This is a genomic window from Pontibacter coccineus, from assembly GCF_030546575.1.
GTDB classification, from domain to species: Bacteria; Bacteroidota; Bacteroidia; order Cytophagales; family Hymenobacteraceae; genus Pontibacter; species Pontibacter coccineus.
Genome location: NZ_JAUOTN010000005.1, coordinates 317,826 through 330,485, shown reverse-complemented (window position 1 = coordinate 330,485; position 12,660 = coordinate 317,826). Strand labels below are relative to the sequence as shown.

Genomic DNA, 12,660 nt, shown 5'->3' with positions numbered 1-12,660 from the left:
CTATAGCATTTTATCCATTTCGCTAAAAAGCGTACCTTTGCAGTAAGATAGCCCGGCAGGGGTGTCTGTTTTACAAAAAATTGTAATTACCCTTCGATTTCCTAATCAACCATTATGAAAAAGACAACATTATTTGCAGCGCTAATAGCCATGTTTGCATTCGCTTCCTGTTCATCTGATAGCAACCAGCAACAGGCCGATGCCACAGAAGAACACGACCACGAGCACCATGACGGCATGGCGCACGGTGACAACGTACCTGCGGCCGGCACGGTAGTAGTAGAGACGCCTGCCTTCGATTCGGTAGCAGAGCCAATGAAAAACAATCTGTCGCAGCTGCTGGACGAGTACATCACTCTGAAAGACGCTATGGTAGAGTCTGACGCTGATGCAGCCAAAGAGGCAGCCAATACTGTGCTTAACTCAGCGAATGCCATGCCGGTTGCCTCCCTCGAGGTACCGGAGCAGAAGACGTTCGCAGAAGAGCAGGTTGAAAAAGTACGCACATCTGCCGCTGCCATAGCCGCCACCAATGACCTGGGCGAGCAGCGCAACCAACTGGAAGACCTGTCAGAAGCCGTGTTCTCGCTGACCAAAGCATTTGGCGCAACAGACCAGAAAGTATACTACCAGCACTGCCCGATGGTAAATAACAACCAGGGCGCCTACTGGGTAAGCACCAAATCCGAGATCCGTAACCCCTACTTCGGAAGCAGCATGCTGAAGTGCGGCAGCAACGAGGAAGTGATAAACTAATTGAGTGAGTTAGTGAATGTAAGAAGTAGAGAATAGCTCTGCCAAGCCAATAAAACAGAAGAGCTGATCAAAGATTTGATCAGCTCTTCTGTTTTTATAAAAGTACTGACAATTCGCTCAATCACTAAATCACTCATTCACCAACTCACTCAATTTATAAATAACAGTCCATCCAGTCCAAAACGATGTGTATAAGCAGGCCCAGGCCAATCAGCCGGGTTTTAGGGATAAGTGCCAGTATGGCGTAAATAGGCACGATCCAGTACCGGTGTAATAAATGAAACCCAACGCTGCACCTGTCCTGGTCGATGATGGGAGTTACCAGCAAATGGTCAAAATCAATCAGCCAGCCTGCCAACATCATAAGCGAGGCATAACGGAGTTGATCTCTGTAGAACAGCGCCGCTACTAATACAGGCACTGCCATATGCAGTATGATATGGATCGCAAAAGATAAAGTCATAAGCAGGATACTGCAACAGCAAGGTATAGGTTGCTGGCGCGACGAACATAAAAAAGCCCTCCGCTATCATTTAGCAGAGGGCTTTTTCTATCACTTTGGGGATAGACTATTTCAATGTATCTAAGAGCATTCTGGATTTAACACGAAGCGCAAACCATTCATACGTGTTCTTAAGCCTCTCAAAATGTAAGCCCTCCACAATACCGTTCACGCTTGCTTCCTGCAGTGCTGTTGCCAGAACGCTGTTTTCAATCGGAAAATTATCGTAAACGAGGCCCTCTCTTATAAAAGAACATTCAACCTTTTTCTCCCGGTCTTTCAGGACAAGGGTATTGCTGTGGCGGAGTGCTTTCTGGATTCTTTCAAGCTCTTTCATAGACGCGTATTTGTGCAAAGGATTATAACTTAATAGCAAGTTTATTACATGAACTATTCACAAAAAGTTCATGAATATTTCATGTTATTACTGATTTTTTTCAAATAAAATCTTAAATCAGACAAAACTTGAGGAATTTGCGCTTTACCAGCGGTCTAATGACCAAGTAACTGATTCCGTGCTGATTTTATGATGTAGGATGGATTCTTTGAGAGGCACTTCGGAACAAGCCCTCATCAGGGTCGTTAGAGGATACGAGCCACTGTTGCGCCGCGCACGAATCGGCGAAATGAGCAATCTGCACTTGGTTGTCGGACATGCTAAGCAAACTATTGCTCACTTTCTCCACGACAACCTCCAGAAACAAATCGTCGGGCAGTACAAGTGCCAGTTTGCGAAGCCTGGTGTGGGGCAGGCTGTGGCCGAGCAGTTCTATCGTCCAGCTTTGGTCGCTCATATTAGGAGCAGCCACACGGCTAAAGTCCACCAGCCAACTCATTGCCTTGCTCTTCTGCAATCGCTTGCAAATATTAACCAACGCCTGCCGGTATTCAGCGCTGTCGCCTACACGCAACCAGCGACTCGAAAGAAGGCTTTGCTTCGGATGATAGGTTACTTTAAAATAGGGAGGTGGTTTCATGTCTTAATAACAGTCTATTATTTAATGCTATAATCATATAACGAACAATTGCATAGGCTGTTGCTATTATTATGTGAAATTCGTAATAAATGCACTCTAACCTGCTGAATTTCAAAGCAAACGGAACTTAGCATTAAGATTTTGCCTTAAAGGCATACGCTCACGTATTTTTTCAACCCGTTGACACTGAAATTGATAAGGGTCATTTTATCTCAGGTTAGCACCTGCTAGCTTTAAGCTTCATTTATGAAAACATGCAGTAGCAAATAACATTATCACCATTTTTAGGCAGCAGGGAATGAAAAATCTAAGACGTGCCTTTGTCGAGGAGACTGGAACGAAAGTGAAGAAAAGAACTGTCAGGAAGTGTTTCTTCAGGGTGTACAGCTACCTTTTATATCAGGATACTGCCAGTCTCTTTGAGGCCCTGGATTACAGAAGCTCTCTGGATCAGGAGGAGCGTAAGCGTGAGCGCTATTTTGTTTTCCGTTACATGCTGCGGCTGATCAAAAGCAAGCATCCCAAGCAGTACGATCAGCTTTGCCCTATGCCTAGTTAAGGTATAGCATATATCAAACATTCTCCTTTCTAATGAAGAAGCCCCTTGTTTGCCCCGCCGGCAGACAAGGGGCTTTTTTATGGTGCCTCTGCTAAAATAAAATAGTGAAGCAACCATCGGCTCCCTCTCACCATCTATCGATCAAGCTGTCCTTGAAAGCAGCTACCCCACCCTGCTGTCATCGAATTTCCTTAAGTCAGTTTTTCGTTCGTCGGAATTCTGGAACTGTTAACGGATAATTTCGGGCCATTCATATAATAAACTAAACAGTACCTTGCATTACAAAGTACTATAGACTAGTTTTGCTTCATCCTATTACACTATATGCTAACAAAGTAACACTATGAAAAAGTTATTCTATTTATTCGCCTTCATTATCCTTACTATACTGTCACACAAATCCTTAGCCCAAAATGAAGGCTGGCTAACGGGTAAAGTGCTGGACGAAAAAGAACAGGGACTCGGCTTTGTGAATGTCGCTGTAATCTCCTCCTCTGCTGACGCGGTGGTGACAGGAGCCATCGCTGAGATGGATGGCTCCTTCCGAATTAAAACGCCGGTGAAGGGAAGTTATAAGTTAAAGTTAAGCGGTTTGGGCTACCTGCCACTGACTACAGAGGTGTTTGAAGTGACTGGATCTGATTTCAGCCGAGACTTTGGTAAACTGCAACTGAAACCGGATGTGAAAACCCTGAAGGAAGTGACGATTCAGACCATGCGCCCTACCATTACCAACGACGCTGAGAAAATGGTGGTGAGCGTGGAAGGCACCGGACTGGCACAAGGCAGCACAGCCTACGAGGTGCTGGAGAAATCGCCGGGCGTGTGGATTGACCAGGATGGCAACATCACCCTGAACGGCAAGCCCGGCGTGCAGGTCATGATCAACGGCAAGCAGTCGTACCTCTCCGGCAAGCAGTTGCAGAACCTGCTGCAGGGTATGTCGGCGGAGAATCTGAAAGACCTGGAGATCATCACCAACCCATCTGCCCGCTATGATGCTGAGGGCGCTTCCGGCATCATCAACATCAACCTGAAAAAGAACGAGGCGTTCGGCATGAACGGCAACGTGTACGTGGGCTACCAGTACAACCGCCTGAACTCATACAACGGGGGCTTCGACCTGAACCACAAGAGCGGCAAGTGGAACACCACGGCCGGCCTGGACTTTGCACGCCGCATGAACTTCCGCGACATGGAGATGGAACGCATCTTCAACGACCCGGCCGGCCGCAGCTTCTTCGACCAGGTAGGTATAGAAGAGCGCGAGCGCATCAGCCCGACCCTGCGCTTGGGCACCGACTACGAAATTACTGAACGCCATAGCGTGGGTTTCATGAGCAACCTGTTCCACAACTCAAACGAGGGCATCTTTAACACCGAGTCTGATCTGCGTCGCCCGGTGGCTGCTGACAGTCGTCACATCTCTGCTACCAACGAACACAAGAGCACTTACCGCAACGGTACCTTCAACCTGCACTACAACGGCAAGCTCGACACAGTGGGCACCACCCTTTCGGCTGATGTGGATTATGCCCGCATCTCGGACGAGACTGACTTTGTATTCAAAAATAGACAGTATGTGCTGGGTACCGACGAACTGGTAAGCCAAGAGCACCTTACCAGCTTTAATCCTACCGGCTACGACATCCTGGCTGCCAAAGTGGATTTCGGAAAGAAACTGGGCCAGGACGACAAGCTGGAACTGGGCGCCAAGGCCAGCCATGTCGTGTCAGACAACGAGTTGCTTTTCTACGAAGTAACGGATGGCCGCGAGGTACTGGACCCACGCCGCACCAGCCACTTTGTGTACACCGAGAACATTTATGCCGGGTATGCAAACTACTCTGCTAAACTGAGCGACACCTGGAAAGTAATGGCTGGTCTCCGCGCCGAGCACACGTCTTCCGAGGGCAATTCCATCACGTTGGAGGATATCAAAAAGCGCAACTACCTGGACCTATTCCCCAGCCTGTTCCTGCAGCAGAAAGTGAGCGACGACTACCAGGTGAGCTACAAGTACAGCCGCCGCATCAACCGCCCTTACTACGGCCAGTTGAATCCGTTCATCTTCTACCTCGATCCCTATACCTGGTCGCAGGGCAACCCGAACCTGAAACCGCAGTACACCAACTCCTTTGAGATCACGCAGACCCTGAAGGAGCGCTACAACCTGATGGCCGGCTACTCTATCACGACTGACTTTATTGGCGAGATACCGACTTATAACAGCGAGGACAACACCACCGTTTTTGGTCAGCGTAACATCGAGAGTTACAAGAACCTGTACACCACGCTGGTAGCACCGGTAAAGATCTCAGGCAAGTGGGAGATGAGCAACACGGCTACCCTGGCCTACCAGCGCTATACCAAAGAGGTGAATGCACAGGATGTTGTCAATGACCAGGTGCTGTTCTACGTGCAGTCTAACCAGAGTATCCAGCTGCCACAAGACATCCGCATGGAGCTGAACGCCGGCTTCCAGGGTCCGGCCGTGTACGGCCTGTACGAGATCAAAAGCCAGTGGTGGCTCGATGCCGGCCTCAAGCGCACGTTTATGGACGACCGCCTGACGCTGGCTGTTAACGCAACCGACATCTTCCAATCCCGCATGCTGAAAGTGAAAACCCTGCTGGATGGAAACCTCAACGCCATTGATCAGTACCAGGGCACCCAGAGCATCCGCATCAACCTGCGTTTCAATTTTGCCAAGGGTAAAGACTTTGAAGCCAAGAAGCGCAACACCAACCTGGAGGAGATCAACAGAACCGGAAATTAGATAAATAGTACTTGTTAGCCTACTCAGCCCCCGCACCACGAATTGCGGGGGCTGTTTCTTTTCAGGGCAGGTATAGGTTACCTCCCCTATCCTGAAACAGGCTTGACACGTAGTATTACATTCAATAAAACGAAACACGATGCAAGACGAGAATACGGAACCTAAGAAACTACGCATTGCGGCCGTAGGCGACATACACGTGAGTGAGCAGGATACAGGCAAATGGGTTGACTTTTTCAGGCAGGTGTCGGAGGAGGCGGATGTGCTGCTGCTCTGCGGCGACCTGACCGACACGGGCCGCGAGAGCGAAGCCGAAGTGCTGGCCGAGGAGCTCAGAGCCTGCTCTATTCCGGTGCTGGCCGTGCTGGGAAACCACGACTATGACCACGACCAGGTAAAGAAATTGCGTAAGGTTTTTGCCCAAACCAACCTGCAGCTGCTCGACGGTGACTTTACGGTGATCGGGCATGTGGGCTTTGCCGGCGTGAAAGGGTATGGCGGTGGCTTCGACCGGTATATGTTGGGTATGTTTGGTGAGCAACTCAACAAGGACTTTGTACAGGAAGCCGTGACCGAGGCCCTGAAACTGGACGCGGCCCTGTCGCAGCTCGACAGCCAGCAAACCGATATGAAAAAGATCGTGCTGCTGCATTACGCGCCCATTCAGGCAACCGTGGAAGGGGAACCGGAGGCCATTCACGCTTTCCTGGGCTGCTCCCGCCTCGAGGAGCCACTGAACCGGCGCAACGTGCTAGCTACCTTCCATGGACACGCGCACGCGGGCACGCTCGAGGGTAAAACCAGCACTGGTGTACAGGTGTTCAACGTGTCGCTGCCTGTGCTGGAGAGGTCAGGCTATGGGAAACCTTACCTTTTGTACGAGGTATAGCCTGTCTGAAACCGTCTTATACCTAAAAAGGAGGCCATACTGGCCTCCTTTTTAGGTATAAGACGGTCGCTCTTAGGACAGCTTATCAGAAAGCACGGCATAGTGCGGGTCTTCCATGATGTTCACTTCGATGAAGCTGTCAGCATTGGCCAACAGACGACGGCAGTCTTCACTCAGGTGACGTAGATGCAGTTTTTTGCCAGCAACATGGTACTTCTCTGTCAGTTTGTTCAGTGCCTCTATACCGGAGTGGTCCACCACGCGCGACTCTTTGAAATCGATGACCACTTCTTCCGGATCGTTGGCCACATCAAATTTCTCCAGGAATGTGGCGGTAGAACCGAAGAAAAGCGGCCCGAATATCTCGTAGTGCTTCACGCCTTTTGCATCCACATACTTGCGGGCACGAATGCGCACAGCGCTGTCCCATGCAAACACCAGCGCGGCTATCACTACACCGATCAGCACAGCGATGGCCAGGTCGAAGATCACGGTTAGTACCGTTACCGCCACCATGACAATCGCGTCTGATTTGGGTATGCGGCGCAGCACCTTAAAGCTGGCCCATTCAAACGTACCAATCGCCACCATGAACATCAGGCCTACCAGTGCCGCCATTGGCACCATTTCGATCAAAGTAGACAAAAACAGGATGAAGACCAGTAGCATAACCGCCGCCGTGATGCCAGACAGGCGCGTACGACCGCCGGAGCTCACATTGATGATACTCTGCCCGATCATGGCACAACCGCCCATCGTACCGAAGAATCCGCCTACCACATTGGCAGCTCCCTGTGCGATGGACTCTTGGTTTCCGCGCCCGCGCGTGTCCGTCAGTTGATCCACAATCGTTAGTGTGAGCAGAGACTCCAGCAAACCGATGCCTGCCAGAATCAGCGAGTAAGGAAGAATGATGTAGAGCGTCTCCAACGTGAAAGGCACCATCGGGATGCCGAAGGCAGGCAAGCCCCCACCTACGGAGGCAACATCGCCCACGGTTCTGGTATCCAGGCCGAAACCGATCACAATGGCCGACACAACGACAATAGCGGTCAGCGCGGCCGGGATCTTTTTGGTGATCTTGGGCAAAATGAACATGATGGCCATGGTCAGCAGCACCAGGGCTCCCATAACGTACAGCGCCTTTCCCGACATCCAGTCCAGGCCACTTCCTGCCAGGGCAGGCACTTTAAACTGGGCGAACTGCGACTTGAAGATCACGATGGCCAGGCCATTGACGAAGCCATAGATCACGGGCTCCGGTACAAGTCGTATAAATTTGCCCAGTTTGAGCACGCCGAACAGAATCTGGATCAACCCCATCAGCACGACAGCCGCAAACAGGTATTCCACCCCATGACTGGACACAAGCGAAACCATGACCACGGCCAGCGCTCCGGTTGCGCCGGAAATCATACCGGGTCTGCCACCAAAAACGGCCGTGATCAGGCAAACAATAAAGGCGGCGTACAGGCCCACAAGCGGTTCAACGCCAGCGACAAAGGCAAAGGCAACCGCCTCCGGTACCAAGGCGAGAGCAACAGTTAGCCCTGCCAGAATTTCATTTCTGAAATTGATCTCCTTCATGGAGATAGGTGAGTAAATCATAACTAAGTGATATCGGTAAAATGTGCAAAAGCAATAGGAAACTGCCGCAGCCCGAAATAAAGGGCATAGCAATGGTGTAACCAAAAGTAAATGGAGGGGAAACAGCTTATACCCGGGGGGAGGCTGCTGTCAAAAGAAAATTAAATCAATCTGGCGTATTGCCGATGGTATGTAGGGATGCTGCTCTCATGCGGCTTCAAAGTTAAAAGGTTTATTTTTTATAATACAAAAAGCTTATCAGTTTTTCCCGCACCGCTAATCATGCTCCCGGCATTCGTGAGAACTGACGAACAAATGCGAAGTCGATTTTGAAATGGCTTTAGCAGGAACCGCAACCTTGCCTTTGTATAGATAAAATCGTAAATTTATACATCTATATGCTCCGCTCCTTTACCCATAGTCCCCCTACTCCCCCTTCATGAGCATTGGCCGTTGGTCGATAGTCAGGAAAGGCGCCCCTATGCCTTCCCGTCCCAATCAGGCCTGCGTTTCCTAACCAACTTCTCTTACTAGCCTATACCTGACCCGTCACCTTTTATGGCGTGGATCAGTCGGCTGTAAGTAATAGGTAATGAGTAGTGACTAATGAGTAATCTCTAATTTTTCATCACTAATTACCTATTCACTACTCATTAGTCATTATTCATTCCTCATTATTCATTCTTCCACTCCATGCAATCCGATAATTTACCGCTCCAACCAAAAGTAAAGGACAGTCTTTTTTCGCACGTTAAAACAGATTTGTCGGCCGGCCTAGTCGTTTTCCTGATCGCGCTCCCGCTCTGCCTGGGCATTTCGCTCGCTTCGGGCGCTCCCCTGTTCTCGGGCATCATTGCAGGTATAGTGGGCGGCATTGTGGTAGGTATCCTGAGCGGCTCCAAGGTGAATGTGAGCGGTCCGGCGGCCGGTGTGGCGCCGATCATTTATGTGGCCATCGAGACGCTGGGTTCTTTCGAGATCGTGCTGAGCGCTGTGATCCTGGCCGGTGTTTTTCAGATCATCCTGGGCTTTCTGCGGGCAGGCACCATCGCCTACTTCTTCCCCTCTTCCATGATCAAAGGCATCCTGGCCTCCATCGGCCTGATCCTGATCATCAATCAGATCCCGCAGGCCTTCGGCTACTCTGGCAAGGAGCTTTTTGGCAGCATGGAGGATGGTTTCAGCACCCGCGTCTTTTCCGAAATAGCCGGCATCCTGCAGTACATCAGCCCGGGCGCAACCCTGATCACCTTCCTGTCGCTGGCCATTATTTTCCTCTTCGACAAGCCCTCCCTCAAGCGCTATACCTTCTTTAAGTTTGTACCGGCTGCCCTGATTGCAGTGCTGGCCAGCATCGGCATCAACCAGTTTTTCATCGCATACTTTCCGGAGCTGGCCCTGACGGGCGGACGCCTCGTGCGGTTGCCGGTTGCCGAAAGCCTGGGTGAGTTTTCCACTTTCTTCACCTTCCCAGATTTCTCGCAGATCACCAATCCGGAACTCTGGACCGTGGTGTTGAGCATTACGTTCATCGCTTCACTGGAGACGCTGCTCAGCACGGAGGCCGGCGACAGGCTGGACCCGTACAAGCGCAAGTCATCGACCAACCGCGAGCTGAAGGCGCAAGGTATAGGCAACATCGTGTCGGGCTTAGTGGGCGGTTTGCCTATCACAGCCGTGATCGTGCGCACCTCGGCCAACGTATCGTCTGGTGGGCGCACGCCGCTTTCTACCATCACACATGGCGTTATCATGCTCATCTGCGTCATGACGATCCCTCGCCTGCTCAACCTGATTCCGCTGGCCTCGCTGTCGGCTGTGCTGTTTGTGGTGGGTTACAAACTCACCTCTGTGTCACTTTTCCGCCGCATGTGGAAAGCCGGCAAGCGCCAGTTTGTGCCTTTCTTTGTGACTGTGGTAGCCGTGATGCTGACTGACCTGATTATGGGCATCGTGATCGGAGGTGCCGTGTCGGTGTTCGTCATCCTGCGAGACAACTACCGCACGCCCTTCTTTCTGGACCGTGCAGAACGCGCCGAAGGCGAGCATGTTGAACTGGTGCTGGCAGAGGAGGTTACCTTCCTTAACAAGGCCAGCATCATGCTGACCCTGAACCACGTGGCGCCCAATTCCTCTGTTGTGATCGATGCCTCGCGCTCCGTTCACATAGATGACGACGTGTTGGAGATCATAGAGGAGTTTAAGGCCACCGCCGCCTATAAAAACATCAAAATGGAGACGATCGGGCTTGATAAATTCTATGCGCAGCGGCAGCTCGTTTAGGTATAGCTCATTCTCCCCTATAGATTTTCTCAAAAGCCCGGCGCTTTACCAGTTACAAGGTATAGCGCCGGGCTTGGTTTTTTAAAGCTGACCGGACCGACAAATACTTAGGTATATCCCACTTGCTTTATACTTTCAAATGAATATATTTACATATTAAAAAAACCATTTAACCTTCTCACCTTCAAAAGATCAGAGCTTATGGGCATGATAAAAGAATTTAAAGAGTTTGCCATGCGTGGCAACGTAATGGACCTGGCCATTGGTATCATCATTGGTGCGGCGTTCAGCGGCTTAGTTAATTCCGTTGTAAATGACTTGTTCATGCCGCTGGTAGGCGCAGCACTGGGCGACATGGACTTCTCGAATCTATACGTGCCGCTTTCGAGTGCCGTGCCAGATGGCCTGGCGCTGGAAGAAGCCCGCAAACTGGGAGCAGTGTTTGCCTGGGGTAACTTTGTGACAGTTGCGCTTAATTTTCTTATCCTTGCTTTTATTATTTTCCTGATCGTGAAAGGGATGAACCGCATGATGCGCAAAAAAGCTGCTGCCCCAGCTGTGCCGCCGGCTCCAACCAAAGAAGAAGTGCTCCTTACAGAAATGCGCGACGCCCTGCGAACCATCGCTGCGAAGTAAATTTTTAACTCAACAAAAAAACCATGTTGTACGAGGGCGGATATGCCTGCGTACAGCATGGTTTTTTTGTTTAATGGTTGGGTTGTTGAATTGTTGGTGGTGGAAGGCTGAATTGTTGGTGAATGATTTACCTTCCCCTGCCCCTACTATTATCCATGCTCCCTAATCCAGTGAGGATATTTCTGCATGATTTAGAAAGGTGTAGAGGTACATGATTTAGGTAGGTATATCGGTGCAGGAATCGAACAAGTATATCGGTGAATATTTGATGGGGTATACGGACGCATGTTTGCTGTTAAATGATTCAGACAGGTATACCGGTGTATGATAGCCGGTGCACGATTCGGACAGGTCGCGACCTGCCCCTAGAAACGAATATTTCTGTAAGGCTCTGCTACAAGGCTCTTCGGGATTTATCAATCCCGAAGCTAACGGTTGGGGATTTCCTAATCCCCGTGTGGAGATTTTTGCGCTCCTTCGGACATCCGTGTCCGAAAGTATTTCTGCCGGGGACATCCTTGTCCCCTATACCTGCGAACCTGAGCACGGGGATGTGGACATCCCCAGCAGATGGCCTCCGGACATGGATGTCCGAAAGAGCATATAGATTTGGAAATTCGAAACGCACATAGAAAGAACATTTGGAGAAGCGGCCAGAGTCCGCGCTATAGCTCACACTCGCGGGACGCGAGAGAGGGCGAAGGGTGCTATTTGTTCAGTTGACGATTTGTTCCGGCAGGTGATTGCATCCTGATACCTATCAAAAACGGTTTTCCGCACCACCACGACGCTACACTATAACCTCCCAACAAATGAATGACGTTGTAGCTTAAAGTGGCTACATGTTAACCCCCTATTCTCAAACTCCCTGGCTCCTAACCTCTCCTATACCTGTCTTTCGGATCAGTAGCTGCTAGTTCCTGCAAGAGCTGGGCGATGTTGCGGGTGGTGGCTTCAAAGAAGGCTTTGCCTTTAGCGGGAGTGGCGGCTGCCGGGCTGCCGATGCCGGTGTCGTCGCTTACCTGCGACCACAGGCGCTCTGACCAGGCCCAGCCTTCACGTATACCTGTCAGCTTGGATTTATGCTCTTTGCCCTCCCCTGCTTCGCTTAGCGGCAAAACCAGGTCGGGACGCAGGTGCTGCATGATGCTGGTTTCCATCTCATCGGCGTGGTCGCCGGGGCTGTCGAAAAAGGCTTTACGGTCGGCGGCCAGAAACCAGTTGCAGGTGAGCAGGAACATCTCCGGAAACTTCAGGCCGAGTTCGCGCAGGATAGGTTTAAAATCGTTGCCGCCGTGGCTGTTGAGCACCAGCAGCCTGTGTATACCTTGGCGGTTAAGCACTTCTACGATGTCGCGCAGGATGGCCAGTTGCGTGCTGGGGTTCAGGTTGATATCGAGGGTGATGTCGGCCTGGCCGGTGTTCACACCAAATGGGATAACCGGAAGCACGGTTACCTTCGCTCCCGCTTCCCAGGCCAACCGAGCTGCTTCGGCGGCCACCGCCTCTGCTTCGTAATTATCAGTGCCGTATGGCAGGTGATAGTTATGGGCTTCGGTTGCGCCCCAGGGCAATATGGCTACCTCAACCTGCTGGTCTTTGATAGCTTTCCAGTTCGATTCTGCAAGTATGTAAGGGCGCATGGGAGTTTGGGAAGTTAGAAAGTTTGGAAGGTATAAAGGTAGAAAGTTA

11 protein-coding genes are annotated in these 12,660 nt (G+C 50.7%); 6 read left to right on the top strand and 5 right to left on the bottom strand.

What is annotated here, in order from left to right:
* The first annotated feature begins 114 nt into the window (after positions 1 to 114).
* Complete coding sequence (locus Q4E40_RS14120; RefSeq protein WP_303413040.1) at positions 115 to 756, top strand: DUF3347 domain-containing protein; 642 nt, start codon at positions 115 to 117, stop codon at positions 754 to 756.
* A gap of 154 nt (positions 757 to 910) precedes the next feature.
* Here the strand turns inward: Q4E40_RS14120 and Q4E40_RS14115 are convergent, their stop codons facing one another.
* The 3 genes from Q4E40_RS14115 to Q4E40_RS14105 all read right to left on the bottom strand — a co-directional run bounded on the left by Q4E40_RS14115 (position 911) and on the right by Q4E40_RS14105 (position 2,235).
* Positions 911 to 1,219 (bottom strand): DUF6122 family protein, encoded by a 309-nt coding sequence (locus tag Q4E40_RS14115; protein ID WP_303413039.1) that lies wholly within the window; start codon positions 1,217 to 1,219, stop codon positions 911 to 913.
* A 106-nt stretch (positions 1,220 to 1,325) separates the two neighbouring features.
* Complete coding sequence (locus tag Q4E40_RS14110; protein WP_303413038.1) at positions 1,326 to 1,595, bottom strand: hypothetical protein; 270 nt, start codon at positions 1,593 to 1,595, stop codon at positions 1,326 to 1,328.
* Positions 1,596 to 1,782: 187 nt separating this feature from the next.
* Complete coding sequence (locus Q4E40_RS14105; protein ID WP_303413037.1) at positions 1,783 to 2,235, bottom strand: STAS/SEC14 domain-containing protein; 453 nt, start codon at positions 2,233 to 2,235, stop codon at positions 1,783 to 1,785.
* 298 nt (positions 2,236 to 2,533) lie between these two features.
* On the opposite strand from Q4E40_RS14105, the gene Q4E40_RS14100 reads away from it, so the two are divergent.
* The 3 genes from Q4E40_RS14100 (at position 2,534) to Q4E40_RS14090 (ending at position 6,462) form a co-directional block, all read left to right on the top strand.
* Positions 2,534 to 2,794 (top strand): hypothetical protein, encoded by a 261-nt coding sequence (locus Q4E40_RS14100; RefSeq protein WP_303413036.1) that lies wholly within the window; start codon positions 2,534 to 2,536, stop codon positions 2,792 to 2,794.
* Positions 2,795 to 3,137: 343 nt separating this feature from the next.
* Positions 3,138 to 5,573, top strand: coding sequence for a TonB-dependent receptor (locus Q4E40_RS14095; RefSeq protein ID WP_303413035.1), 2,436 nt, complete (start codon positions 3,138 to 3,140; stop codon positions 5,571 to 5,573).
* A gap of 139 nt (positions 5,574 to 5,712) precedes the next feature.
* A complete protein-coding gene (locus Q4E40_RS14090; RefSeq protein WP_303413033.1) occupies positions 5,713 to 6,462 on the top strand; it encodes a metallophosphoesterase family protein in 750 nt (249 codons plus the stop codon).
* Positions 6,463 to 6,534: 72 nt separating this feature from the next.
* Here the strand turns inward: Q4E40_RS14090 and Q4E40_RS14085 are convergent, their stop codons facing one another.
* The gene (locus tag Q4E40_RS14085) at positions 6,535 to 8,049 is read right to left on the bottom strand and encodes a SulP family inorganic anion transporter (RefSeq protein WP_303413031.1); all 1,515 of its coding nucleotides are present in this window, start codon (positions 8,047 to 8,049) and stop codon (positions 6,535 to 6,537) included.
* Positions 8,050 to 8,811: 762 nt separating this feature from the next.
* Here Q4E40_RS14085 and Q4E40_RS14080 point away from each other — a divergent pair.
* Positions 8,812 to 10,332, top strand: coding sequence for a SulP family inorganic anion transporter (locus Q4E40_RS14080; protein ID WP_368411172.1), 1,521 nt, complete (start codon positions 8,812 to 8,814; stop codon positions 10,330 to 10,332).
* Between the two features lie 207 nt (positions 10,333 to 10,539).
* Positions 10,540 to 10,968: a large conductance mechanosensitive channel protein MscL gene (mscL, locus tag Q4E40_RS14075; RefSeq protein ID WP_425475176.1), complete on the top strand. Its 429-nt coding sequence runs from the start codon at positions 10,540 to 10,542 to the stop codon at positions 10,966 to 10,968.
* An 875-nt stretch (positions 10,969 to 11,843) separates the two neighbouring features.
* Here the strand turns inward: mscL and Q4E40_RS14070 are convergent.
* Positions 11,844 to 12,611 carry a creatininase family protein gene (locus Q4E40_RS14070; protein ID WP_303413025.1) on the bottom strand — a complete coding sequence of 256 codons (768 nt, stop codon included), beginning with the start codon at positions 12,609 to 12,611 and terminating at the stop codon, positions 11,844 to 11,846.
* Between the last annotated feature and the right edge of the window lie 49 nt (positions 12,612 to 12,660).

Excerpts from the sequence above, each read along its gene's own strand:
- mscL (WP_425475176.1), top strand. The coding sequence starts at position 10,540 with ATGATAAAAGAATTTAAAGAGTTTGCCATGCGTGGCAACGTAATGGAC.
- Q4E40_RS14085 (WP_303413031.1), bottom strand. The coding sequence starts at position 8,049 with ATGAAGGAGATCAATTTCAGAAATGAAATTCTGGCAGGGCTAACTGTT.
- Q4E40_RS14120 (WP_303413040.1), top strand. The coding sequence starts at position 115 with ATGAAAAAGACAACATTATTTGCAGCGCTAATAGCCATGTTTGCATTC.
- Q4E40_RS14070 (WP_303413025.1), bottom strand. The coding sequence starts at position 12,611 with ATGCGCCCTTACATACTTGCAGAATCGAACTGGAAAGCTATCAAAGAC.
- Q4E40_RS14105 (WP_303413037.1), bottom strand. The coding sequence starts at position 2,235 with ATGAAACCACCTCCCTATTTTAAAGTAACCTATCATCCGAAGCAAAGC.
- Q4E40_RS14110 (WP_303413038.1), bottom strand. The coding sequence starts at position 1,595 with ATGAAAGAGCTTGAAAGAATCCAGAAAGCACTCCGCCACAGCAATACC.
- Q4E40_RS14100 (WP_303413036.1), top strand. The coding sequence starts at position 2,534 with ATGAAAAATCTAAGACGTGCCTTTGTCGAGGAGACTGGAACGAAAGTG.
- Q4E40_RS14090 (WP_303413033.1), top strand. The coding sequence starts at position 5,713 with ATGCAAGACGAGAATACGGAACCTAAGAAACTACGCATTGCGGCCGTA.
- Q4E40_RS14095 (WP_303413035.1), top strand. The coding sequence starts at position 3,138 with ATGAAAAAGTTATTCTATTTATTCGCCTTCATTATCCTTACTATACTG.
- Q4E40_RS14115 (WP_303413039.1), bottom strand. The coding sequence starts at position 1,219 with ATGACTTTATCTTTTGCGATCCATATCATACTGCATATGGCAGTGCCT.